The 24,733-nt window shown below is 60.7% G+C and carries 21 protein-coding genes and 1 pseudogene; 5 read left to right on the forward strand and 17 right to left on the reverse strand.

Features of this window, described 5'->3' with window-relative positions:
- The first annotated feature begins 196 nt into the window (after positions 1-196).
- The gene (locus A3M3_RS0121835) at positions 197-1,423 is read left to right on the forward strand and encodes an ATP-binding protein (protein ID WP_028268107.1); all 1,227 of its coding nucleotides are present in this window, start codon (positions 197-199) and stop codon (positions 1,421-1,423) included.
- A gap of 328 nt (positions 1,424-1,751) precedes the next feature.
- Here A3M3_RS0121835 and A3M3_RS29340 read toward each other — a convergent pair.
- From A3M3_RS29340 to A3M3_RS26400, 4 genes and pseudogenes are all read right to left on the reverse strand, one after another.
- Positions 1,752-2,311: pseudogene (locus A3M3_RS29340) on the reverse strand (recombinase family protein).
- A 26-nt stretch (positions 2,312-2,337) separates the two neighbouring features.
- Positions 2,338-2,850 (reverse strand): AAA family ATPase, encoded by a 513-nt coding sequence (locus tag A3M3_RS26390; RefSeq protein ID WP_231497398.1) that lies wholly within the window; start codon positions 2,848-2,850, stop codon positions 2,338-2,340.
- A gap of 100 nt (positions 2,851-2,950) precedes the next feature.
- Entirely contained in the window at positions 2,951-3,205 is a 255-nt protein-coding gene (locus A3M3_RS0121850; RefSeq protein ID WP_155854508.1) for a hypothetical protein, read from the reverse strand.
- A 509-nt stretch (positions 3,206-3,714) separates the two neighbouring features.
- The gene (locus A3M3_RS26400; protein ID WP_051423482.1) at positions 3,715-4,641 is read right to left on the reverse strand and encodes a TadE/TadG family type IV pilus assembly protein; all 927 of its coding nucleotides are present in this window, start codon (positions 4,639-4,641) and stop codon (positions 3,715-3,717) included.
- A 216-nt stretch (positions 4,642-4,857) separates the two neighbouring features.
- On the opposite strand from A3M3_RS26400, the gene A3M3_RS0121865 reads away from it, so the two are divergent.
- On the forward strand, positions 4,858-6,042 hold the full coding sequence (locus tag A3M3_RS0121865) for an integrase catalytic domain-containing protein (protein WP_081736666.1): 1,185 nt from the start codon (positions 4,858-4,860) through the stop codon (positions 6,040-6,042).
- A 937-nt stretch (positions 6,043-6,979) separates the two neighbouring features.
- Here A3M3_RS0121865 and A3M3_RS26405 read toward each other — a convergent pair.
- The 5 genes from A3M3_RS26405 to A3M3_RS27155 all read right to left on the reverse strand — a co-directional run bounded on the left by A3M3_RS26405 (position 6,980) and on the right by A3M3_RS27155 (position 10,524).
- A complete protein-coding gene (locus A3M3_RS26405; RefSeq protein ID WP_035743702.1) occupies positions 6,980-7,372 on the reverse strand; it encodes an Hpt domain-containing protein in 393 nt (130 codons plus the stop codon).
- Positions 7,373-7,439: 67 nt separating this feature from the next.
- Positions 7,440-8,039: a hypothetical protein gene (locus A3M3_RS0121875; RefSeq protein WP_028268109.1), complete on the reverse strand. Its 600-nt coding sequence runs from the start codon at positions 8,037-8,039 to the stop codon at positions 7,440-7,442.
- Between the two features lie 38 nt (positions 8,040-8,077).
- On the reverse strand, positions 8,078-8,746 hold the full coding sequence (locus A3M3_RS27150) for a TasA family protein (protein ID WP_051422925.1): 669 nt from the start codon (positions 8,744-8,746) through the stop codon (positions 8,078-8,080).
- Positions 8,747-8,784: 38 nt separating this feature from the next.
- Positions 8,785-9,405 carry a signal peptidase I gene (locus tag A3M3_RS0121885; RefSeq protein ID WP_028268110.1) on the reverse strand — a complete coding sequence of 207 codons (621 nt, stop codon included), beginning with the start codon at positions 9,403-9,405 and terminating at the stop codon, positions 8,785-8,787.
- Positions 9,406-9,909: 504 nt separating this feature from the next.
- Positions 9,910-10,524 (reverse strand): Hpt domain-containing protein, encoded by a 615-nt coding sequence (locus A3M3_RS27155; RefSeq protein ID WP_155854509.1) that lies wholly within the window; start codon positions 10,522-10,524, stop codon positions 9,910-9,912.
- Positions 10,525-10,892: 368 nt separating this feature from the next.
- Here A3M3_RS27155 and A3M3_RS0121895 point away from each other — a divergent pair, with 368 nt between their 5' ends.
- From A3M3_RS0121895 to A3M3_RS26420, 3 genes are all read left to right on the forward strand, one after another.
- Positions 10,893-11,498 carry a hypothetical protein gene (locus A3M3_RS0121895; protein WP_155854510.1) on the forward strand — a complete coding sequence of 202 codons (606 nt, stop codon included), beginning with the start codon at positions 10,893-10,895 and terminating at the stop codon, positions 11,496-11,498.
- A 441-nt stretch (positions 11,499-11,939) separates the two neighbouring features.
- Positions 11,940-12,464 carry a glycosyltransferase gene (locus tag A3M3_RS0121900; protein WP_081737036.1) on the forward strand — a complete coding sequence of 175 codons (525 nt, stop codon included), beginning with the start codon at positions 11,940-11,942 and terminating at the stop codon, positions 12,462-12,464.
- A 157-nt stretch (positions 12,465-12,621) separates the two neighbouring features.
- Positions 12,622-14,553, forward strand: a complete 1,932-nt coding sequence (locus A3M3_RS26420; RefSeq protein WP_155854511.1) for an ArnT family glycosyltransferase — start codon at positions 12,622-12,624, stop codon at positions 14,551-14,553.
- 1,357 nt (positions 14,554-15,910) lie between these two features.
- Here the strand turns inward: A3M3_RS26420 and A3M3_RS0121910 are convergent.
- From A3M3_RS0121910 to A3M3_RS0121945, 8 genes are all read right to left on the reverse strand, one after another.
- Positions 15,911-17,251, reverse strand: coding sequence for a Tad domain-containing protein (locus tag A3M3_RS0121910; protein ID WP_028268113.1), 1,341 nt, complete (start codon positions 17,249-17,251; stop codon positions 15,911-15,913).
- 113 nt (positions 17,252-17,364) lie between these two features.
- On the reverse strand, positions 17,365-17,820 hold the full coding sequence (locus tag A3M3_RS27160; protein WP_051423485.1) for a TadE/TadG family type IV pilus assembly protein: 456 nt from the start codon (positions 17,818-17,820) through the stop codon (positions 17,365-17,367).
- 32 nt (positions 17,821-17,852) lie between these two features.
- Positions 17,853-18,755, reverse strand: a complete 903-nt coding sequence (locus A3M3_RS0121920; protein WP_028268114.1) for a type II secretion system F family protein — start codon at positions 18,753-18,755, stop codon at positions 17,853-17,855.
- An 8-nt stretch (positions 18,756-18,763) separates the two neighbouring features.
- Positions 18,764-19,711, reverse strand: coding sequence for a type II secretion system F family protein (locus A3M3_RS0121925; RefSeq protein ID WP_028268115.1), 948 nt, complete (start codon positions 19,709-19,711; stop codon positions 18,764-18,766).
- A complete protein-coding gene (locus A3M3_RS0121930) occupies positions 19,708-21,150 on the reverse strand; it encodes a CpaF family protein (protein ID WP_028268116.1) in 1,443 nt (480 codons plus the stop codon). Before A3M3_RS0121930 ends, A3M3_RS0121925 begins: the two co-directional genes overlap by 4 nt.
- Positions 21,147-22,343: an AAA family ATPase gene (locus A3M3_RS0121935; RefSeq protein ID WP_028268117.1), complete on the reverse strand. Its 1,197-nt coding sequence runs from the start codon at positions 22,341-22,343 to the stop codon at positions 21,147-21,149. The genes A3M3_RS0121930 and A3M3_RS0121935 overlap by 4 nt, the downstream gene beginning before the upstream one ends.
- Positions 22,340-23,092: a Flp pilus assembly protein CpaB gene (gene cpaB, locus A3M3_RS0121940; protein WP_028268118.1), complete on the reverse strand. Its 753-nt coding sequence runs from the start codon at positions 23,090-23,092 to the stop codon at positions 22,340-22,342. Before cpaB ends, A3M3_RS0121935 begins: the two co-directional genes overlap by 4 nt.
- Positions 23,093-23,457: 365 nt before the next feature.
- The gene (locus A3M3_RS0121945) at positions 23,458-23,658 is read right to left on the reverse strand and encodes a Flp family type IVb pilin (RefSeq protein WP_028268119.1); all 201 of its coding nucleotides are present in this window, start codon (positions 23,656-23,658) and stop codon (positions 23,458-23,460) included.
- Positions 23,659-24,733: the final 1,075 nt, after the last annotated feature.

The following is a 24,733-nucleotide window of genomic DNA, read 5'->3' on the forward strand; positions in this document are numbered from 1 at the left end:
TCATCCGTGAAAAGCATCCAAGGCTTCCGTCCGCCGTTGGACCACCTGAACCAGTGATTCCGTAGGGCGCCGGGGGCTCACTGAAGCCAGGCCGCACAGCACCTGTAAGCTTCGAGCCCGGCCCGGATTACTTTATTGCAAAATACACACTTTATTAGAAACCAATAAAGGGAAGTAAATCTTGTAAGATCGGGACATGGATCCAGTGAACAACCCCTACACTCCGAACGCGGGTGCGACGCCGGAGATTGTCATCGGCCGTGACGATCTCCTTGAGGACTTCCGGATCCTCCTGCGCAGGCTCGCCAAGGGCCGCACCAATCAATCCATGATCGTCACCGGTCTTCGCGGTGTGGGCAAAACCGTTTTGTTGGGGGAGTTCCGTCAGATAGCAGAAGAGTTTAAATGGAAGGTGCTGGAGCTCGAGGCCAGCAAACACGATGACGACCACTTCCGCAGGACGATCTACTCGCAGCTGCGGGCCGCGCTCTACCAGATTTCACCACGGGCCAAGTGGGGAGACAAAGCACGGAAGGCTGCCCAAGTCCTGCAGTCCTTCAGCCTTTCCATCGATCCTTCCTCGGGTATCCCGACCCTGTCACTCGATGTCGACGCCGCCGAAGGATTTGCCGATCACGGCAGTCTTACCCTGGACCTGACGGACGTCCTGGTTTCGATAGGCGAAGCCGCCAAGGAACACGGGACGGGCCTGGTTCTGCTATTCGACGAGGTCCAGTTCCTGAGCCAATCACAACTCGAAGCCGTCATCCAAGCGATCCACAAATCGGTGCAGAGAAAACTCCCGGTAACGTTTGTCGGCGCGGGATTGCCCCAGATCGCCGAGCTTGCCGGCGACGCAAAATCCTACGCCGAGCGGCTCTTCAAGTTCCCGAAACTCGGATCCCTGGATTTCGAAGATGCCAAGAAAGCACTGGCCGAGCCAGCGCACATCGAACATGTGCACTTCGAAGACGAGGCACTGGTCCGCGCCTTCGACCTCACCGAAGGCTATCCATACTTCGTTCAGGAACTTGGGTACCAGGTGTGGGCAGTCGCAGACGGCGACTCCATCACCTTGGAAGATGTTGAGGATGCAAAGGACGCCTACGAGGCAAAACTTGATTCCTCGTTCTTCCGCGTCCGGCTCGACAGGGCCACCCAGCTGCAGATCGCCTACATGCGCGCCATGGCACAGCTGGGCCCCGACTCCCAAAAGGCCGCCGACGTCGCCGCCGTCATGGGACGCGAGTCCACCCAGCTGGCCCCCACGCGATCCGAACTCATCAACATGGGCCTGCTCTATACGCCCGCCCACGGCTACGCCGGCTTCACCGTGCCGCACTTTGACCGGTTCATGCTGCGGGCCGTCCCGCACCTGGACGTCCCCCCGGTGCAAAAGAGGCGCACGAAACCGAAGAAATAAACCGCCCGTCCAGGCCCGGTCGAATACTGGCGCGACGTGATTCACCGGGCGGGAACAACAAGTCCCGGCGGGAAACGACACCCCGCTGGGATTCACAAGATCCATCGGTCTTCACCCGAACTGTGCATCATCCTCCAGACTGCAAAACCCGTCAGATTGGCATCCAAGAGTGGCGCCGAGGGCGTCTAGGAAACGCCTTCCGGACCTGTGACTTTTGGTTAGGAATGGCGGTTTTTTCACAGTTGGGAATGGCGGTTCTGGGGCGGTCTGACTGATGGAATCGGCTTTCTAAGTGGGTTGCCTTGACCGATGTTGTCTTCGGCCGGGCTCAGCTGTCTGTTCTCAGATATTGGTAGACGGTTTCCCGGCTGATCCCGTATTGGCGTGCAAGCCCGGCTTTGGGTTCGCCTGCTGCGGCGAGCTGACGCAGCTGGGCTGCTTCCTCGGGAGTGAGTGCTTGGCTGCGTCCGCGGTAGACCCCGCGGGCTTTCGCCAGGGTGATCCCCTCGCGTTGGCGTTCACGGTTCAGGGCGCGTTCGAATTCCGCGAGGGTGCCCATCATGGAGAGCATCAGATTGGCCCTGGGTGAGTCCTCGTTGGTAAAGGTCAGGCCTTCATTGACGAACTCACCCGCGCGCCTCTGAGGGTGAGTCTTTCCACCAGGGCGCGCAGGTCGACGAGGTTGCGGGCGAGGCGGTCCATGCTGTGCACAACGATGGTGTCGCCGCCTCGGGCGAAGGACACCGGTTCCTCGAGCTGGGGCCGTTTCGCGTCTTTGCCCGAGGCCTTGTCGGTGAAGACCCGGTCCAGCTGAATGCCCGTGAGCTGGGGTTGGGGGTTCGGGTCCAGGCTGCTGACCCTGATGTATCCGATGCGCTGTCCAGGCATGGGGCCTCCGTAGAAAAGGTGGTGGTTCAGCTGATACCGATGACGAAGGTGGAGCGTGGGGCTTCGACGGCGTCGTCGGTAATGGCGGTCAGTTCGTTGATGCGCATGACCCGTTCCATTTGGGTAAAGAGCCGGTCGATAAGACGGAAGTTTCCGCTGGTGATGCGGGCAATCGCGGCGACGGCCTGGGCGTCGGTGAAGTCGTCGGGATCCAGGTCATGTCCGAGGCGATGCCAGCGGCGTTCCAGGACGAAGTGCAGTTCGTCCGGGGAGAGGGGCCGGTACTCGTGGGCGAATCCGACCCTGCTGAATAGCTGCGCATAGCGGCTGAACTGTTTTTCGATTCCGGGCATGCCGATGAGGATCAGGGCGGTGTTGTCGCGGTCGTAGCGGTCCCTCATCAGTTCAAGGGCCGTGGGGCCGAGCCGTTCGGACTCGTCGATGATGATCAGTTCCACGTTCTTGCTCGCGCTGGTCCGGGGGCCTGCTTTCTGGGCTGTTGTGTAGAGGTGCTGATCGATGCAGAGGGAGACCCGCAAGGTCAGATCATTGATTTCCGTTCGGAGTTCTTTGGGTGGGTGAGCACCCCGGGGGTGTAGAAGACTGTCCGGCGTCTGGCCAGTGCCGTGTAGGCCGCCATCACGGGATCTGGTCGCCATATCGAACCGGGTAGCCGAGTTCTTCCGCGGCGCCAAGGACACCCTCAGGCCATTTGGCCAGAAATGTCCATGGCATGTTCTCCTTGGCGAGGAAGTTCACCCGTCCCCAGGAATAGAAGGGATGCGGACGGCCCGGATAAACCTCGCGGACGGAGGGACGCTCGAGCCGCCAAGAGCCGAAGTGGCGCGCCCACCAACGGGATCTGGGTCGAAACTCACGCTGCGAGGCGCTCATGATGAGTATGATCCACGGTCCTTGGATACTGGACCGTCCGGGAATTTCAAACCCACCCCTGAACTCGTATTCCATCGGTCCCTCTTCGGATTGCAATCCGTCGGTCCCAATCCTTCGAACGGATCATTTTGATTGCCCTGATGCTACTGGTCCCGAAGACAGCCGGGAAACAGAGGTTAGAAGGATGACCGGTCTGTTTCATGAGCCTTCAGTTCGGCGATCAAGGCGTCAATCCTAGGGGCACGACGGATCGACCAGAGCGGCACCCAGATCCCCAGGCCGACGAATAGAACTGTCGAAAGCCACCAGAACCAAACCGATGGTTCCATTACGATCAGGAAGACGCAGAGGGCCGTGAAGAGTGCAAATTCGATGGGGCCTACCCATACCATGCGCTGCTCGGTACGTCTCTTGCATTCAAGCAATGGAAGCCAGATCTCGGGCTCGACACTTTCCGGCAGCGTGCCTTCCTTTACATAGTCACCCAGCCGCACCCTGACGGGTGTCCCCTATCCGCTGAGCCGGACCACTTTGGCGCCGAGGTCCGGGCCGCCCAGGGGGAAGTCGCTCAGGCTGGTGAACTGCACGAATTTACCGATGAGGCCTTTGCAGCTGCCCTTGCAGCTGGGGGAACCGTTGTTGTTCCAGCTGTGCCCGGGGAAATTGAAGCCGAGGAGCTGGAACGCGGCGAATCCTTTGATGTTGTAGTTGCCCCTGCTGTCGACGTCGTTGAAGACGGGCAGGATGATGACCTGGTTTTTTAGGGAGTCGAACACTGCCGAGCACTGTCCGGGTTCACTGACACCCTGGCTGGACTGAACCGCCGGATTGGCGACTGAAATCGTTGCCCCGCACTTTCCCGTGTCCGACTGCAGCCAGCCGAACCCTCCGGGGATGATGTGACCTGATGGGCTGGAACTGACGCAGGTCGTGGTGCCGTGGATCGGCAGGACCTGGATCGTTCCGGACAGATCGAACTGGCACTCGGAGAAAGTGACCGGCAGGGTGACCGTCCCGCCGGAGGGTGACCCCCATTTCGCTGTGGACTCGGCTTTGACGTCGGCGCGGTTGACGCCGAATATCCTTGCCAGTCCCAGGGAGACTCCGCTCCCGTTGGCGTCCTGGGCCGAGACATCTACCACGACGGTACCGGGGCTGGGGAAGGCCGGGGCGGCCGCACTGGCAAGGCCGCCGTCGGCGTTCGCCCGGGCCAGCTGCAGCGCCTTCCCTGGGGCGGTGGTGGTGCACAGGCTTGTTCCTCGCGTCGCGCAGTCCTGGGCGATTGCCAAGGCCCCGGCATCGGCTCCGTTTTGGAGTTTCGCCTTCGTGGCGTACATGTTGCCGACGTCAATGGCGAGGGCTCCGAAACCCAGCAGCACCACCATGAGCAGTGCGATCAGGACAGCGGCAGCCCCGCGTTCACCCGTATCTTTCAAACCCGCCCCCAGGCAGCGTCCTTTGGGCTCGCCCGTTCGGCGGCACCCCCTCCGCAATCATAGGGGCTGAAAAGGGTACGGAACAGGTGCCGCGTTGACTCATTGAAAACCTCCGCGTAGCCGGATACGTTGCCTCATTTGAAAACCTCCGTGTAGCGGCGTGGTTCGCAATTGTGGCGGCGGTTGGGGGCTATGCCCGTTTTCATGGAGCTAACGATGGCCCAGCGGCAAGCTGTGACGAAGAAGAAGGCCCTCGCCTATAAGGGTGCTGATCGTGCAGGGAAGTCCCGGATCTTGAACGAACTGGTCGAGCTGACCGGTTGGCACCGCGACTACGCCCGGGCGGCGTTGCGGGATGCCCTGGTGTTGAAGATCGTCAGACCACGCCCGGGCAGGACCGCGGTCTACGGGCCTGATCTGCTGCCTGCCCTCATCAAGTGCTGGGCCGTGCTGCGCGCCCCTGCCGGCAGGCTGCTGGCCCCGATGCTGCCTGTCCTGGTCCCGCTGCTGCGCAGGGACCGGGAGCTTGAGCTGACCGATGAACAGGCCGGACTGCTGATGCGGATGAGCGCAGCGACCATCGACCGGAAACTCGCCGGCGAACGGGCAAAACTTTTCCCGCGGGGACGGTCCCATACCAAGCCGGGCACGCTGCTCAAATCCCAGATCCCGGTCCGCACCTGGGCCGAGTGGGATGACGCCGTCCCGGGGTTCGTGGAGATCGACCTGGTGGGCCACGAGGGAGGCAACAGCTTCGGCGAGTTCTGCTGCACCCTGACCGTGACGGACATCGCCACGGGCTGGACCGTGAACCGGTCGGTGCGGAACAAGGCCGCCAAATGGGTCTTCGAGGCCCTCGAACACGTCACTGCCGTGTTCCCGTTCCCGATCATCGGCATCGATTCAGACAACGGTTCCGAGTTCATCAACGAGCATCTGCTGGCCTACTGCCACGCGCACGAGATCACCTTCACCCGCTCCCGGCCCGGCAACAAAAACGACGGAGCCCACGTGGAGCAGAAGAACTGGGCCAGGGTCCGGGAACTGGTCGGCTACCTGCGCTACGACACCGACGCGGAACTGGCCAAACTCAACGAGATCTGGGAGCTGGACCGTGTCTTCACCAACTACCTGCTGCCGCAGCAGAAGCTACTCTCCAAGCAGCGGCACGGCGCGAAAGTCACGAAGAAACACGACGCCCCCGCCACACCCCACCAACGCGCGATCCGGCATGAACGGATGAACAAACGCCCGGTCATCCAGATGAACGCCGCCTTCAAACGCATCAAGCCCGGAGCCCTTTCCCGCGAGATCCTGGCGCTTACCGGGCAGCTGGAAACACTGGCCTTAGCCAAGAAACCAGCACCCCTCAAACCCGTCAACCGCGCCTGGAACAGCTAGGCCTCGCGGAGGCTCTTCAACGAGGCAACGAAACCACCCATCCGGAGGTTTTCAAATGAGGCAACGTATTACTCTTCCCGGAGGTATTGCAATGAGTCAACAGGGGTGCACGCATTCCCTTTCAGCTGGGCGCTCGTTGCGTTCGTGCGTTCCCCTAGGGGGGGGTCAGCGACGTCCGGGCTCCAGGATCCTTCCGTCGCTGACCCCGTTTGGCTGCCAGCACAAGGCTGACTCAGTCCAAGCCGCATGTTTTTGATTCGAGTGAATAGCGCCGCGGCCCGCGTGCACCAAGACCAGGCATCTAATTTTCCTCCGGGTGGTCATTGACGAACAGTACGGTGGCTTCTTGCTTTCTATGTTCCGGTCTCGGGTTTTGCGGCAGGATTCAGCCCAGCGGGGCAGTCGGTCTGAACCGGGAGTGGTCCGGCGTGCGGCCTCGGGGTTACGGGGCGGGTGTGGCGGTGGAGGAGCCGGGCTTCGGGTGGCCGATGATCAGGGTGTCCAGGACCGGCTCCGTTGACTTTGCGGCAGGCAGCCATGCGGGCAGGACTGGATGTGATGTCCTTCAAAGCCCTCGCAGACGCCCTTCAACGGCACGGCGGCTGATCTACGCCTGCTTGGGAACCGTGGCGCGGACCGGTGCGGCTCCGCAACTGGCTCAGAAGCCGGAAAATACCTGGGGAATCCCCGGTGACGGTCCGGATCGCAGCCTCCTCCTCCGGAGATTGCCGGGGTGTTCGGGGTGTCCTACCAGCGCATCCAGAAGATCCTGGCCGGTGCAAGAGATGAAGGATCCGAGAGCTCCGGTACCGGGGCTAAGGGTCCGGGCCCAACCGGGGCGGCGTCGATGACGGACCGCGAGGAAGAAACACCACCTCGGACCTATTAATGAGCCGGTTCCCTGTCCTTTCAGCGGCTGCTGCTGGTTGGTTTGCGATTAATTCTCTGCGGTCGGGCCGTCGGTGAGCACTCGGGAGAGGAAATCGTGCATGGCGGTTTTGAGGGTGCCGATGTTGCCGGGAAGGGAGCGGGCATTGCGTGCTGCGACTGACATGTCGCCGTCGAGGATGTTTTGTTCAAGGCCGTTGCAGGTTTCCTCCATGGAGCGTGCACCGACCATGTGGGCGTTGACTTTGAGGCTGAGGACGGCGTCCATGGCGTCCTTGGCGTCGTTCCTCACGATGGCGCAGAGGATGCGCTCCACGCGCATCTGGAGCATTTCCAGGAAGGTTAGTGCGTATCTCCTGGGAATGGTGGTGCATTGCAGCTGGTCTGCGAGGTCGAGCAGGGGGTCGGGTTGGAAGACTTCCCGCCGTGCTGTGGCTGCCATGGTCTGGTCCTGTTCGAAGTTCGTGTCTAGTTGAAATGAGATGCTGAAGGGGTGTTTTTGGTGCGGGTCAGCTTCCGGTGGTCGTTGCGGTCCGGACCTGGGTGCGATCCACCGAAACGTCGAGGGACAGTGTCGAAGCGGGTGACTTTGCGACCTTGCCGCTGCTGCTGGCCGTGGCCCGGAGTCGTATGCCGGTTCCCGGACTTGCCGGGGCCGGGCCCAGCGTGGCCGGGATCGTTGATGACCCGGAAGAGACTGTGAAGATCGTTGTCACGTTTCCGCCCGAGCACACACCAGAGGTTTCATTCCAGGTGCCGCTGCAGGATTCGAGAGTAATTTGCACGTTTGCCAAGACCGAGGCGGAACCGCTGTAATTTGCCGCAGTGATGAACAGGGTGCCGGTGTTCCCCACCGTGAAGTATTGGGGGGTGAACGAAGGATTTCCCACCCCGCCGTGATTGGTGAATGAGAGGGCCAATGGGCCGGTGCCGAAACCGCTGCTGCTTTGTGTTGCAACCGCTCCCCAGGTACCGCTGGTTGGGGTCTGGGATGGGGCGTATGAGGCGGATGCGGTCGCTGTCGTGGCGGCTTGGGCGGGTGTGGACGTGCACGCCAGCAGGACCGCGGCCGCGATGGCGGCAGCGGCCCTGCTGGGGTAGTGGTGCACGTTCACTCCTTCTGAGCTGCCGGCGTTAGCTTCCGACTTTAGCTTCCGACGACGGTGGAGGTGCGCTGGTTTTCGCCGAAGGTCCAGGTCAGCGCCGAGGCCAGGCCTTGGATGGGGCTGGCGGGAAGGACGCCGTTGACCGTGGTTTCGTTCTGGTCCGGCAGGGTCAGGGAGATCTGGAGGTTCAGGGTGGAACCTGCTGCGACCGTGCCGGCGATCAACGTCGAGGGCGTCGCTGTGAGGGAGCTCAGGGGCACGCCCGTCGCCAGGACGGTGGTGGTGGCCCCGGTTCCGGTGCAAGCGCCGGCGCCGGTGGTGGTCCAGGTGCCGGAGCAGTCGGTGACGGTGACGTGGAGTCCCTTGGTGGCGTCGGTGGTGAGTTTGCTCGGGGTGCCGTCTGCTACCGCCAGGGTCAGGGCCTTGGCATCCATGGTGTCGCCCTGGGTGAGGTTGACGTAGCGGTTCACGATGTCGCCGGGAGCGAGGTTGGAGACCGACTGGCCGAACCCGGCTCCGTTGTTAGCCATGGTCAGGCTCAGGGTGCCGGAGGTGGCGTTCTGGGCGGTGGTGTTGGAGGCGGTGGCGTTCAAGGCAGCGAACACGCCGCCGCCGGTGATGGCCAGGCCGGCAGCTGCCACGGCGCAGGCGGCGAACAGGGCGGGGCGGCGGGTGGAGCGGGCGGCGCGGTGGGCTTTGATTTCAGACATGGCAGATCCTTTACGGGAGGGTGGTGTGTGATGGGTTCTTAGAGAGCGTGGACGGCGCGACGGCGGCCGGAGTGGCCCGATGTGCGGCGTGCCGATGAGGCAGGGGCGCTTCGGAGGATCCACCAGACAGCGGATCCGGTGACCGTCAGGCCAAACAAAGCCGTCAGGAGGGCCCTTTGGAGCGGACTTTCGATCCACAGCAGGACGTTTCCAACCGAGGGAACGACGGCGACGACCACCGGCACCTGGGTCTGGTCCAGTACAGCCTGCCAATGGTCAGGGGCCGGGTTGGCATCGCCTTTGGTGGTGAGGATCGGTTTCGACGGGGTGCCGGCAATAGCGGTGATGCGGTGAGCGAACGGGACGCTTTCACCCGGAGGCGTAAAGACGGCGATCTGGCCCGGACGCAGGCTGCTCACATCGGCTGGAACCGTGATGAGCAGGTCCCCGGGAGCGTAAGCCGGGCGCATGCTGCCAGTCAGAACCGGGGAGAATCCGATGTGCAACAGCGGGGCCACGACACCGACCGCAAGGAAGGCCAGAGTCGCGAGCGTCGCGGCCGTCATCGCGATCATCCTGAGCACCTGGCGTGCGGAGATACGTTGGCGGGTCCTCGCCCCCAGGCGGGGACCCGTGCCAGAGCTGAGTGAGCTGTCCATGGGGACGTTTCCGTTTCGTTTGAGACCGTGTAGCGGAACAAGATCCACTTTGCTGGCCTCGCATCAAGAAAGCTCAAAGTTTCAACTAAGTTTTGTTCTGGAAATTTCTTCAGGATTTAGGCGAATCTTGAGCAAAACTTTGGGAGATCCAAAACTAGGGCTGGCATAAGACCAATTGGGTAGGCGGTAGGAGGCGCTAAAGGTTTCGAGGATGTCACCGTGATACGTAAGTGCGTCCGCGATCGCCCGCACCGGGCCGGGGCCGTGAAGCCTTTGGTTAAGGACGTCGAGTCGACGCCCGATCAGTTGCATTAGGCAGTTCGTTTACGATCGGGCAGAGTCCTGAACCCGCGTAAAGCCACGTCCTGGCTAACTGGTGACTTCGCCGCGGCGTACGACCAAGAACGTAATCCTTTGAGGGGCCTGGTCCGGGTCAATGGTTCCCGGCTCTTCCGGTAGGAACAGCCATCAGCCAGCCTGCACTACAGGCGGAAATACTCTGGCCTAGGTGCTACCCAACGCCTTCTCCAGTTCAGCCTGGTGCAGTTTGAGGTCCTTGCCGGCAGCGACGGCGCCGATGTGGTCCGTCTGGGACAGGGCGTGTTCGAGCCGCGCACATAGCTGCTCCATCCGGAGAGCCCCCATTATTGCGGAACTGGCCTTCAGGCTTAGGGCAGCGTCCATGGCCAGGTGGTCCTCGCCGTCGTCCAGGGCCTGGCTGATACGTTCCACCCGCATTGGGAGCATCCTGATGTACATTGCTGCGAACTGGTCGGCGGCTTTGCTGCTGTGCATGTCGCTGGCCAGACGCTGAAGGACCTGGCGGTCAAGGGTCGGCATCAATTGTGCAGGTGGTGTGGCGCGGCGGTGGCGGGCGGGTCTGTCCGGTCGGTGCGTGGCCAGGCACAGGGCGGGGAAGACAATGGTGCGCACGGCACGAAGGGTACGGCTCGTGGTGGCTATGAGGGCGAGGACAGCGGCTTCGCGGGGGCGGTGCTCGGAGTTCTGCGCAAGGTGGCGGCACTCTTTCAGGTCCGGTGGACGGAATCGGATGGTGGTGATCTTATGCGGCCGGAGCCTTGCCGGGCAGTGCAAAGCGGTCCGTCTCTGCTTTTCCACCAGACCCTGACGAGCAGTATGAGGACTAGACCGTGGGGGCGCCGTACATCATGGCCTGAAGACGATGAGTCCCGCAGGGCGGCGCGGACGGCGTTGCCCGGATAGGGAGCCGTGAGACCTCGCGCCCGCTCGGGGCCGAAACGCGGGATTTGCGCATGGTTTGCGGCGTCGCATTTCGTTGCTCAAGACCTTTGCGAGTTTTGAGCTGGGGCAGCCGGGTGGAGCAACTCCTGACGCCGGAGCGGTTCGGTCGTCAGAGGCGGGTGAACCGCTCCAGAAACAGATAGATAACACTCTTGCGAGGATTCGGGCGGGGTCCGGGGGTATGTTGGCTCTACGATGAAACCTGCTGTCGGAGGGAAATGGGCTTGAACGCAGAAGTGCCGCCGCCTGAATTGCCGCTGACCTTGCGACAGGCAGCCAAGTGGGCAGGGCAGGACGTGATGTCCTTCAAAGCCTTGGCCGACAGCTTGAACGGTACGCCAGCGGATTTGCGCCTAAGCGGGAACCGCGGGATGGCCCGTTATGATCTGGGCCGGCTCCGCAGATGGCTCAGTGACCGCGGGGTGCCCGAGGAGTCCCCGGGTTCTGACACGGTGAAAATCACGGCCTCCTGGGATGGTGCGCGATGGACAGTTCAGGATCCGGAGAGATCAATTAGTGTCACCGGCCCTCGCCTTATGGCCGCCCAACGTTCCCTGGCTCGCCGGCTTGCCCAAGGATTCCCGATTGCCCTGGACCGGATACATTTCAGCGTCGTTTTCGAAGCGGAGAGCCCTGGCGCGATCGCGTGGACGGAAGCGGAGTCCCTCAAGGTCCGGGCGGACGAGCTGTTGAACAAGGCCGGGAAACTTCGCGTTGACGCGATCGGAGAACTTGTCAAAGAAGGCATGACCCCGCCCGAAATAGCCCAGGTGTTCGGCGTGTCTTACCAGCGCATCCAGCAGATCCTGGCCAACGCGAAAGAACGTTGAGATTCCGGGGTTCGTGTAGACATGGTCGCTCTTCATAACGACCGGGCGTGCACATGACAGTGCCACTTCGATCCGTTGCCAATCGTAGGCCGTCGGTTGTGAAAAGGTATACTCCGGTATTCCGAAGCGAACTCTCTTCGCGGCCCTATTGGAAGGCGAGAAACCCTGCTGTCGGCAACCTGGCGGTGCGGGGATCGTCCGGCGGCTGCCGCTACGGGCCCTGGGGGAGTGTTGTTCGCTCGTCAGGTTAGATCGGTGCTCCCCCCCCGGTCAATCGCCTGCCACCAGCGGGCAAACCATGCGGCCACCGGTCAGTTTAAATTTGCCGTTGGTACGCCGAACGTCAAGATTGCCTAAACATTCCACTAAGGTTTGTTCAGGACTTTCCTGCCTCCTCGCAGCACCCTAGTAATGGGTATCGGTGATATGTACGATCGCCGCATGACACCTAGCTCTGGGGGCTTGGCGATCGAAATAGTTGTCCCCGTTTTCAGCGAGTCCGCCATACTCGACCGAAGCATCCGCCGGCTTGCCGACTACCTGTCGCAGGAATTCTTGTACGGCTGGGTAGTCGCGATCGACGACAACGCCAGCACTGACGCAACAGGGGCTATTTCGCGGAAGCTCGCCAGCGAACTTCCCAGTGCAGGCAATCGGCGCTTGAAGGCCAAAGGTCGAGGTTTCGCTCTCCGCGACGCCTGGACAACGTTCGAAGCAAAGGTTATTGCCTATCTTGACGTCGATCTCTCGCCCGACTCGGCAGCGTTGCCGCCGCTTATCGCCCCCTTGCTTTCCGGGCACTCAGACTTCACCATCGGCACCCGGCTTGGACGAACTGGAGAGAACATATTTACTCCCGTGGTGCGCTTCGCTCTGAAACGTATCTGGGTCTTCCGATTCCGGCGATCTGATGAACTGAATCGCAGGGCGACCGTTCGTAGTCCAACAATCGGGTCACTGCTTTGATCCCGTTGTCCCGGTCGGACCCGGCTTCTGAAGCGAGACCTGCATCCTGTCGGAAGATTGGCTGTCCAAGGGGAACCGAAATGATGGTTCTGCGGTTCCCAATCCCTGGCAACGATCAAACCTGCGCCGGCAGGGCAAATGGAGGTGTCCGTTGACGGTGTCCGAATCTATCGTCTCCACCGGACGGAGGGCGGCTAACTTCACGGCCCGGAGACCGGCCCCAATCGCTCTCTGGGAGAAGCTGACCTTGGCTGTGCTGCTCGTTTCCGCGGCGGTTCTTTATCTCTGGAAGCTGGATCAAAACGGCTGGGCCAACGCCTTCTACTCGGCCGCCGTGCAATCCGGGGAGCACAACTTCACAGCGTTCTTCTTTGGGTCCTCGGACTGGGGCAACTCCATCACCGTGGATAAACCGCCGCTCAGTCTTTGGGTCATGGGACTTTCCGTCCGTCTCTTCGGGCTCAACTCCTGGGGGATTCTGGTTCCTCAAGTCCTCATCACCTTGACCAGCACCTTGCTGATCTTTGCGCTGATGCGAAGGTATTTCCCGGCCTCCGCGGCCCTGATCGCCACAGCAGTTTTCGCGTTCACGCCGATCACGGTGCTTCTGGCCCGCTACAACAATCCGGATCCCCTCATGGTCCTGTTGATGGTCGCGGCGCTGTACGCGGGGGTCCGGGCAGCCGAGGCCGGCAAGCTCAAACCGATTCTCCTCGCCGGTGGATTGCTGGCACTCGGATTCCTGACGAAACAACTGCAAGCATTCCTTGTCCTCCCGGCGATCGCGGTCGTCTTTCTACTTTTCGCCAAGCTGTCATGGCGAAAGCGGTTCCTCGGGCTCGCGCTGGCCGGATGCGTCGTGGTCGTTGGCTCCCTGGCCTGGCCCCTCGCGGTGGACATGATTCCTGCCCAATCCCGCCCCTTCGTTGGAGGCTCAACGCACAACAGCATGATTGAGCTGACGCTCGGGTACAACGGGATCGACCGCGTCGTTCAGCATGAAGATGACCCTTCGATGACGCTGATTCCGCAGCAGTTCAACGCGGTGGGGTCGGACGCCGGACTGTTCAGACTGCTCAGTGCCTCCGTAGGGCAGGAAATCGGCTGGCTGCTGCTGCCTGCGTTGCTCAGCAGCGCGGCCATCATTTGGGCCATCGCAAGGCGGCGGTTCGAACGCAATGAAGCGCTGCTTGCCTCCGGTGCCGTGCTTTGGTTTCTCACCACCTATCTGACCCTGAGCTTCATGGGGAACAGCTTCCATTCCTACTACACCGCTTCTCTGGCGGCCCCGCTGGCCCTTTGCGTCGGCATTGGCGCCCGGTTGTTGTTCTTAGGCGCCAGTACGATCCGGGGGCGCGTGTTGACCGCGCTGGCTCTGGCAGTGAGCATCATCTTCGCCAACGCAATGTGGCGGCTTAGCGACGTTTTTCCCGAGTGGCTGGGGAACACCGTCCAGTTTGCAGGTTTGGTGGCAGCCGCTGCCAGTGCCGTCCGGGCGCCGCGGCCATGGCTGCATCGGGGTGCAACTTTCCTGGCGATGGGAGCGCTTTTGATCGGACCTCTGTTCTGTTCTGTCATCACTGCGGGCACACCTCAGTCCGGGTCAATTCCATTGTCCGGGGGCTTGACGAGAAACCCGAACTCGCTGAGTCGTTTCCTCCAAGGAGTCAAGCAACAGAACCCGGCCTGGGAACATGGACTCGCAATCGGCAACAGCCCGAGCAAAAACATATTGGATCGACTCCAAATGGCTCCAGCCGCGTGTACCTGGGTTGCCGCCACCTACCCGGCTCAAACCGCAGCGCGCTTTCAGCTCGAGTCCAACCGGGCGATAATGCCGCTCGGTGGCTTTGCTGTTCACGATCCAAGCCCGACCTTGAAGCAGTTCCAGGGCTGGGTAGCCGCCGGTAAAATTTGCTACTTAGTGGAGCAGCCCGAACAGCTGAAGGTTCCCGGAAATAGCCCGGAGGTCCTAGCGATCCAGAAATGGGTAACGGACACGTTCAGCAAAGAAGAGATCGACGGAACCAATGTCTACGATCTTGCGAAGCCGCAGGCCGCGTCAAATTCAGCTGCGGTCCGGTACTGAACGCATTTATCCGCCGTACACACGCTAATGAGTGAATGGCTGCACCCAAGTGTTGACCGGATTCTGCTCGCGGAACCAGCACCAGCACGTGTCGGTCTCCGGAACCACCACGGCGAACACCTACGACGCCCCGGGGCAGCCGGCTCACCGGCGCCGCGTCCGGCGGCCCCACCGTCTCCTATACCTGGTGGGACCAGGCCAACAGGCTCGCCGCCAACAACGGCACCAGCTACGCCTACAACGCGGACGGCCTCGCGGACATCTGTCACTTAGTCTAGGTGCCGTCGAACTCGAATTCTCAGTCGCGACCATGGTCTTAGACATCAACGGTCTTCAAGATGGCTTCAATATTGGGATGGACCTCCTCAGCGCAATCCCAGAGATGGGCGTTGGGGAAGGATACGTCTTGTGTCCGCAAAGCTAGCCGGGCCGGAAGGGCAGAAAGCAGGGGGCCTTTAGAGCTGCCAAACTCGTTACCGCACCGAACCGTGCTTACGCTTCATGGCTTGCAGGTTTCCTAGGCACCGACCTTGCTGATGCGTCCACAGTGAGCGAAGATCAGCGAAAGAGTCAGACATCGAGCAGCGATGGCGCAACCGAGGACACTTGTAAGTGAGGACAATTGAACAACCAGACTATTCGAGGGGTATCGAGGAAAACCTGGAAGTCCATGCCTGTGAAACCAGCGGCAGGTAGCTTTCGACTGGTCACGTTTTATACTTCGTGGTTCCTTTACGCGACGCTTCCCCTTTTTGTTGTCGGTGCAATTGTCTCGACTGTTAGCAGGTCTTCTGCTCCTTGGTACGTCTACGCATCCGCCGCACTCTTGTTCCTTGAGGTTGTGGTCATCGCTTGCGCTGCGTTTATGGCTATTCCGAAATACCGGGCGGAGAGGGCTTTGGGATACACAACATGGCCCTCAAAGGAGGAAATCCCGGAGGGTCCTGGGGAGTGACAACAATCAGAGTCGTTCGGCCAAGGAAAATCCCGAACGCGGAAGGGGTAGCATATGCATCGTTCTTCATATCCCGGGCAGCCACGCTTCGCACCCCGGCGCGCCTCGGGCCTTCTGCGCGTCAACCAGTACCGGTCAGACGTCTCTGCCGGGAGTGCATGCACTCTAGGTTGCGCTGCAACGGTCGCTGACAACTCCTTTCTAGACTGACCTTCCGGCGCCTGTCGTCCGCTACCGACGAAACCAACGGGCAAAGCGAGGCGAGAAATACCCCGCAATATGCCGGGCCGAAGCTTCTATTTGCGGTCGTTCAATCGTGACAATCCAGCCGTGAAGGTCCTCCTCGACTCTGGGTATCGAGGAGGACCGGTCTTCAGGGTACTGACTGTTCTACGTCCGCTGTCAGTTCGGGATGCTAATCAGATGGGAACTACCGCTGATTGCGTTGATTGCCGAGACGAAGATCGGCCCCAACGCCGTTCCGCTGCCCGCACAGAAAAAGTAGTCTCCGTCAGAATTCTCTGCGGCGATGTCCGCTGCAGTGGTGCAGCTGTTTGCTGTGCTCGGGTTACCTTGGGCGTCCGGCGATGCTGCCGCGGCGAGGACATCGCGGACATACGCTCCAGTACCGCCGCATCGTTCGGTGCTCAGGTTGTATCCGACGGTGACGACCAGGATTCCGCGTGCCTTGGCGTCGGCGGCGACTGCTTTGAGGTTGTTGCACGCCGTGATGCCGTTGGAACTTCCAATATCCCCGGGGGTCGATATGGAAGTGGATCCGGCGACGTCGGGTTCGTTGGGTTGGCCGTCGGTCTCCAAGATGATGGCATTGCGTGGTGTCCCTGAACGCGTAGGCAGACTCCCCAAGTTGTTGGGATCGAACCCCAACAGATACCTGGCCGCAGCTTTCATCGGTGACGCGAGGCTGGTACCGGTGCTCGAATGGGCCAGGCATTGCAGGCCCTTGACCAGATTGCTGCTGTTGTTGAGGGCCGGCGGGGTGGCCGAGGTGGTGTAGTCGTTGGAGAACGGAACAGGGAGCCATGGCCCGCTTGTTTGCGAGCCGGAGGGGTTCGTGATGCAGCCGGAGGTGGAACTGCTTCGGCCGATGGTGCCCAGCGCCACGTATTGCTGGTCTTTCGTCATGGTCTGCAAGGTGCTCTGGATCCCTGACTTGAGCGAGGAGAGGTCAGTGTCGCTCATGCTGCCGGTGCGGTCCGCGACTATGGCGACATTCATGGGATTGGGACTTTGTGCACCGCAGGATCCGCGGCATGCGTTAGATGACAGTGCGCCGGTATTCCCGGTGTTTATGCCGATCACGGGTGCGAACGCGAAGGGTACATCCGTGGACGCGGTAACCGTTATCGAGTTGCAGGTGTGGCCGCTTCCTGTTGCGCAGGGAATCGCGCAGATCGTCTCGTTGCACTTGGCGCCGGCTGTCGTTCCGGGGTCACAGACGCTGGGAACTTGCCCGCTCGCCACGGTCTTTGCGGCTCCGGCGGAGCCGACCACGCACCAGAATTTGACCGTGGGGACCGTGCCGGGGTCGTTCAAGCCGGCGTACGAGAGCGCGGCACTCTGCGCAGAGACGGGGTCGTTCGGGAGCGAGGTTACACCCGCCAGGGCGGCGGCATCCAGGGCATTGCTCAGATGTTGGCGTTCGAAAAGCAAATGGCCGTAATCGATGGCCAACGCTATTGATCCAAAGAGGACCGGGACCAACAGGGCAAAGATGAGCATCGATGCACCGCGCTCCCCGTTTGTCGGGTCCGGATGCCGGGCGCCCTGAGCAATTCCTGGAGGTGCAGGGCTCTCACTTTCGTCGATACTGGTCTCTCTACCGTCTCTGTCCTTTAGAGGGTGCATGATCCTCCGCTCCAATTCTGCGAACCTGAGGTCACAGCTGCTGTGCCCTCCATTTTCATGACCGCTTTGGCCTCGAAGTTGCTATTGAGTACCCACGAGTAGAAACCCGAGATGGACGATTGCGGGTAGCGCATGCAGACAACCATGACTCCGGGCGCGCCACCAGAGGTGTCCACGACGAATTTCACTTGAAGTTTGCTCGTGTCCAGCAATCCGCTCGCCTGGTTGGCGGACGCAATGACGTCACCTTGTGTCACGCCCTGCCGTGCACTTTCCCTCGCCGATCCCTGGAGGTTGACACTTTGGCTCAGAGCCACCCCAAAGTCGATGACGCCAAGGACCATGGAGAGAAGCAGGGGGAGAACGAGGGCAAATTCAACGGCTGCCGCACCTCGCTCCCGGCCATGCCGATTCGCTGCGCTTCGTGCATGGAATCTAGACATCGATTGCTCCTTCGAAATGCGTCGTGAGGAAATTAGTAGGCTCCGGACATGCTGTCCATCACTTTGATAATTGCCGGCCCGATGATCACGATGAAGAGCGCCGGAAGAATGCAGAACATCAGCGGGAAAAGGACCTTCACCGGTAGTTTCATGGCTTTTTCTTCCGCACGCTGCCGGCGTTTGATCCGCATCTGCTTGGCCTGGGTACGCAGGACATTCGCAATGGCAATGCCGTACATGTCGGCCTGGACGATTGCCGAGACGAAACTCCGGAGATCCGGAACATCGGAGCGCTCGGCCATCGACAGGTAAGCGTCCTTGCGTGTACGCCCGACCTGCATGTCCTGCAACGTCCGGGCTAGTTCTGCAGCCAGTGGTCCTTTGCCGTTTTGGCTGGACCGGGCCATGGCCGTTTCGAAGCCGAGCCCGGCTTCGACCGAAATCAGCATTTGATCCAAGGTGTTGGGAAGTTCATATTCAATGGCCTTTTGCCGCTCGGCGCCGCGGCCGTGGAGCAGGATGTCCGGCACGAAGTATGACAGGGTTGTCAGGACAATTACCACGAGCAGGCCCGGTCCGTTGGGCGACTTCATCAGGACCATGATCGCCAGGACTGCGACAATGAGTGCCAGGCCCGGCTTGGCTATCAGGATGCGGTCCAGAGGGAAGCGGGCTGGCCGGCCTGCTTTGGCGAGAAGCTTGTCGAGCCACGCAGCGTAGCCCTTGGGGGTCACACGGAGTCCAAGCGGCGAGGTTGGCTTTGTTTCGTTCGTGGTGACTGCCGAGGCTCCGGTGCCATCCAGGAGACTCCGGCCCCGGGCCAAATTGGAACGGACTGCCGCGTATCCCCGCCTGTCCACGGACACTACGGACCACACTAGGTATGTAGTGGGAAGGATAATGAGGGTCACGATCACCCATGCCATTGCCGTCATGATTTCCCCTAGAACTTGATCTTGATGACTCGGCTGAGCCAGAAGGCGCCGGCGGCCAATAGCAGCGTGCCGACCACGAGCATGATCCAGCCCAATACCGTTGTGTACAGAGTTCCCACGTAGCTGGGATTGGCAACGCTCAGCCAAAGAAACACGACGATCGGCAAGCCTGTGAGGATGTAGGCCGACAGCCGGCCCTCGGCGCTGAGCGACTTCACCTGTCCTTTGATCTGGGCCCTTTCACGGATGGTCTCGCCCACGTGATCCAGGACTTCTGCCAGATCACCGCCGACTTCGCGGTGGATTTCAATCGCCTGTCCTGTCCAGTCGAAGTCGTCGCTGCGGAGGCGTTGCGCGGCGTGTTGCATGGATTCGCGGAGTTCGCGTCCGAGCCTGGTTTCGTTGACTATTCTTGACAGCTCTTCCGACGTGGGTGCCTCGGTTTCCTTCGAAACAGCATCGACCGAGCGAAGGAGGCTGTGGCCGGCACGCAGGCCGCCGGCAAGCATTTGCAGGGTGTCGCCGAGCTGGTCTTCGAACTTGGCCCTGCGCCGGCTTGTCAGGGCCTTCAGAAGAACAATGGCGGCCACCGGGGCGGCCAAAAGAAACAGGACGCCAAAGGCGAATCCATTGATAAAGAAGCCGATGATTCCCGCTGTGACGGCCGAGCATCCCACCAACAGGATGAAATCTGCCTGGCTCATTTTCAGGCCGGCCTGCTCCAGCGAATCGCGGCTGCCGAAAGCGGCGCTGCGGCCGACTCGGCGTTCAACGAACGACGTTGCCTGCTCGGTGGCTTTGGTGAGGAGGGAACGCTCATCTGTGGCCCCCGGTCGCCGGCGGAACATCGCAATCCGGCCGCGACCAGGTCCCAAGACCACGAGCACCAGGATGCTCAGCGCGACAAAACATAGCACGACGCCCGTTGCAAGGAATACAGAGTTTTCGCTGGTCACCGGAATGCACCGCCAACCGCTGGTGCAAAAACCGCGGGGGAGAGGGTGATTCCGAGTTCGGCGAAGTGGTCCGCAAACCGAGGTCGCACCCCGGTCGGAACCGGGCGGCCAAGGAACCGTCCGTTGGCATCGACACCTGCGGAGTAATCGAAGACGAACGCATCCTGCAGGGTCACGATGTCGCCCTCCATGCCCTGGACTTCGGTGACGTGGGTGACTCGCCTGGTACCGTCCCGGAGCCTTGAAATGTGGACGATCAGGTTGATCGCGGAAGCGATTTGTTCGCGGATGGCACGGAGGGGCAGATCCATTCCTGCCATGAGCACCAGAGTTTCCAGCCGGGCGATGGCGTCGCGCGGGGAGTTGGCGTGGACGGTGGATATAGAGCCATCGTGACCGGTGTTCATTGCTTGAAGCATGTCTAGGGATTCCCCGCCGCGTACTTCACCGATGACGATGCGATCCGGGCGCATGCGGAGGGAGTTCCGTACAAGGTCCCTGATGCTGATTTCGCCTTTCCCTTCAATATTGCGGGGGCGGCTTTCCAGACGGACAACGTGGTCCTGTTGCAGCTGAAGTTCCACCGCGTCCTCGATGGTGACGATTCTTTCGTCCGCCGGAAGGAAGCTGGAGAGGACGTTCAGCAAGGTGGTTTTGCCGGTACCTGTACCGCCGGAAACAATAATGTTCAGGCGGGCCTGGACGCAGGCGTGCAGCAGTTCGGCCATTTCGGGGGAGATCGTGCCGAAGGAGATCAGCTTGTCCACACTGAGGGGGACACGGCTGAATTTGCGGATAGTGAGCGCTGAACCATTGATTGCGAGGGGCGGAATGATGGCGTTGACGCGGGAGCCGTCGGAAAGCCGTGCATCGACCAAGGGCGAAGACTCGTCGATCCGTCGGCCGACTTTGGTCACGATGCGCTCGATGATGCGCCGGAGGTGCTCTTCGTCGCTGAATTTGGTGCCGGTGAGATGCAACCGTCCGGCCCGCTCCACGTAGATCTTTTCTGCTCCGTTGACCATGATCTCCGTGACGGACTCTTCGTTCAGGAATTTCTGGATCGGACCGAGGCCAAGAACGTCGTCGATAATTTCCTGGACAAGGCGCTGGCGCTCCAGAAGAGTCAGCGGAATGTCATCCTGTTCGATAATGACGCGGAGTTCGTCCTTGACGTACTGGTGCAGCTCGTCCTCGCCCATGGACGCCTCGGTGATCCGGCTGCCCATCCTCTCGTACAACGCGATGCCAACGCGGTCCTTGACCGCGTTGAGGGCTTCATTGGAATCCGAAGCTTCCCTCGCTGTGGAATTGCCGGGGGTCATCCCCGCGCCGCCGGCGGGAGGCGGGCTCCAGGGACCCGCTTCGATTTTGGCCGAGGCTACTTCGACGGCGGGTTCAAGCCCTCGGGCGGCTTGGAGCCGTTTGCTCAGGTTCATTGGACTACTGCCCTTCTGTGAAGCTTCTTGTGAGACCGCTCTTCCCAGTCGGGTTTGAACCGCTCGACCAACTCCGCCAGCCCCTTCTTCGCCGGATCCCTGCTCCCGTCTTGAAGCAACGGCACACCTTTGTTGGTGGAGTACGGCAGCGTCCGGGACCGGGGAAGGACGATGTCAACGGGGCAGCCGATGGTGGCTTCCACATCCTGGAGCGAGAGGCCGCTACGGCGGTCGGCGAAGTTGAGGACAACGTGGCGGTGTTCGCACATCAACCCGAGCTCGTTGAGTAGACCAAAGCCGGTTCGGAGGCCCCGGATGCTCGGAATATCCATGCCGCACACCCAGACGGCGTCAGTAGCAACCTCCAGGGTTGCTAGGACATGTTCCCCCAGGCCCGGAGCGGTATCGACCACTACGTATTGAAACTCCGAGGAGAGTTGTTGGATCAAATGGGCCACCTGATCACCGGAAATCTTGTCAGAATCCACCGGATTCAGAGGTGCGCAAAGGGCGTAGATCCCGGCCGGATGAACAGAAAGGTAGGATTTCAGCACCATGCTGTCCTGGACCGCAGCCCCTTGCACTGCATCGGCGAGAGTTCGTTCGGGCTCCAGCATGAGTCCTGAAGCAACGTCGCCAAATTGGAGGTCCAGGTCCAGGACGACGACTCCCATGGGAGCTACTTTGCCAAGTCCGACCGCGAGGTTCGTGGTCACGGTTGTCTTGCCGACTCCTCCCTTGGGCGACATGACGGAGATGATCCTGCCAATGCCCGTCCGGCTTTCAACGGAATTGCCCAGTCCGCGACGCCTGCTCGCTGCCGCCAAACTGGAGCGTTCCAGCATGGCCTTGATGACATCGGGCTGAGACCCGGGTGCCAGAAGGTCCCGGACGCCGGCACGCATGGCTGGCAGGGCGACGTCTGCTTCCTTCTCCGTCACGACAACGATGCTGATTTCGGGGTATTGAAGGTCGAAGAGGCTGGCAATCCGAATTGAGTCTTCCAGGGGGAGGCCCGGTCCGAGCAGTATCACTTCAACGGGTTCGCCGGTCATGATCCGGAGGATGTCGTCAGGGCTCGGCGGCAGGTAATCGGCGGAGATCACGTGGAGGGTGCCGTGGAGGCCTTTTGCGGCTTGCTTCGAGCGCCGTTCAAAATCCTGGTCCGGCGTGATCAGTACGTAGCGGCTCATCGGAACACATCCGCCTTCTTGACCACGGTGGGCGTACTCACTGTTGCGGACGCGGGCTCCTTGGTGAGCCAAATCGTCCCGAACTGTGCAGCCAAGGCTATTTTTGCCGAATCCACGTCGCTGCGGGCGAAAGTGACCAGCAGGGAGCCGGACGGAAGCTCGGTGTTCGCCTGTTGCTTGGGGTCCTGGGTCGTGTCCGTTGCTTTGGTCTGCGCGCGCTGGACGCTGGTGACCAGCACTTTGTGGAAGACCTGCTGTGCTGTCTCCCCGGCAGCGGGGTCGTTGCCGGCGCCGGATGCGAAAAGCATGATCACCCCGACGGTGTCGCCGGCCTGTATACGGCCTCCGATGACCCGCTGGGCTTCCAACTGTACGGAGATCTCCTGCATTCCTGATGGAACGGGAACAGATCCCGGAGCTGCCAGCGCATTCGGATCCACCAAACGGGCTCCGAGCAGAGCCTCACCTGGAAGCAGGTCTGTTGCAGCCACCTTGCCATCGAGACCGTCCAGGCTCTTGAGCGCACCGTTGGGAACTGAAGATTGAGGAAGCGAGACCAGTTTCACGGCCGCCTTGATAGTGTCGGTGGTCGCGCCCGTAGGTATTTGGCTTTGCACGACCAGGACGTCGACGGGTTGAAGATCGCGTTGGGCCCGGGCTTCGGACCCTTGAACGTATGAGACCAGCAGCAGTGTGCCGGCAACGGCGAGCACTAGAGCAACAATGCCTCCCAGTAGGCGAGTTTTCACTTGTTCCCCTCACATCAATATTGTTTGGAAAGTCGAATCGTGATTGCCCCAATTTGACTGGGGACCGTCATGAAATCCCGCTTCTTGGGGTCTTGCCGGCGTGGGCCGATCGTCAGAGACCTGGAGGTGCCGGTGCGGAGGCCGAAAATCGGGTCCCAATGCGGCAGTTGCTAATAATGACCGTCGCGATGAATGTCAAGACCGAAAACAAGAAACCCAGAGGCGGAGTCAGGACTAGCGGAGCAGATGCTCGAACTATCCCGTCCGCCCCTGGGCTCATTGGTTTGGTGCTTTGTTTTACAACTGCGAATTGCTAGTGAAAGCCTTGATGATCCCGGTCCGCGGTATGGATACCGGGCCGAAGATCACAGAGCCGGCAGCCTGCCTGAAACGGTGGTGAACGCCGCGTTGATCTGTGTTCCCAGAGTAGCAACGACGGCCACGATCACGGCGGCGATCAGCGCAACCAAAAGTCCGTATTCAACTGCGGTTGCACCTTTTTCGGAGGTGAAACGGTTCTTGACGCCGGCAATGAATGCGAGGGTGTTGATCATGAGAGTGTTCATTGGATTACCTTCCCAGATAAGTGAATTTGACGACGAATTCCAGCTGCCCGCATATCCCGTTTGGCGTTCGGATTTCGTTAGGACAAGAATTGCCCCTGGGATGGTTAACTGGCAATGCGTAACAGGTACTCGACTTTTTAACGAACTTCTACCCGGACCACTCGAAGCTGCCGCCGCGGTACTTGGTTTTTCTGATTAACTACTACCTGCATCCCGCCGGGAGATCCGAGGGAAGGTGCGAAGAGACTCGCCATGCATCCGTCAGGATCCCCGGCTTTCGGGGCCCTCGAACACATCCCCGGTGCCTTCATTGGCTCTGCATTCCGCGGTCTACGCTGGCAACAGCAGTACCGTCACCACCACGGTCACCAAGAAGCCCATCAAGCCCTCTGAGAACAGCCGGCTCCAAACCAAGTAGCATCCAAGTGCTCCGAGTACATTCCCGAGAGGCATTTTCAGCTTCACATCCGCGAGCCCGAGGCCTTTAGGAGAAATTAACCTTGGGAAGGCAAGGGCCGGGATCAGAATGACATACCAGAGAGCCGCGATGACAGCTTGGAAGGCACGGATGCTTCCATGCCGCCTTGTAGTGCCTCGAATTCGGCAGGATTGAGAAACCTCGAATTAGTATGGACAGAAATCGCTACAATCACCAACGCGATCATGGCACCAAGTACTATGATCGACAGGCGTCTAACAGTTCGCCACCAGTACCCGGCGGTCGGCTGGATCAGCAGAGACGGCCCATCATCAGACTGCAAGACTCTGATCGATTTCAATTTCCTCCTTATTCAAGATTTCATCCTTTAAGGCCAGATGGTCGACCCCAAGTCTCTCTGCCCGGTCAGAAAAGCTGCGCACACGCCGATTGCAAATTCGACGAGCAAAAACGCGGCGGATGCAAGAAGTACCAGGGGGAGACGACGAACTACCGGTCGATGCGAGTGCATCGACAGCGAATAGGCGCCGAGAGCTACAGCTACACCAGCAGCGACCAGCTGGCCGCCGTCAACACCAGCCCCTGACAGCCTGGGTGATCCCATGGTAAGCAGGATGAAACCATGTCGCCGGAGTT

Source organism: Arthrobacter sp. MA-N2 (genome assembly GCF_000517125.1).
In the GTDB taxonomy this organism is placed as follows: domain Bacteria; phylum Actinomycetota; class Actinomycetes; order Actinomycetales; family Micrococcaceae; genus Arthrobacter; species Arthrobacter methylotrophus.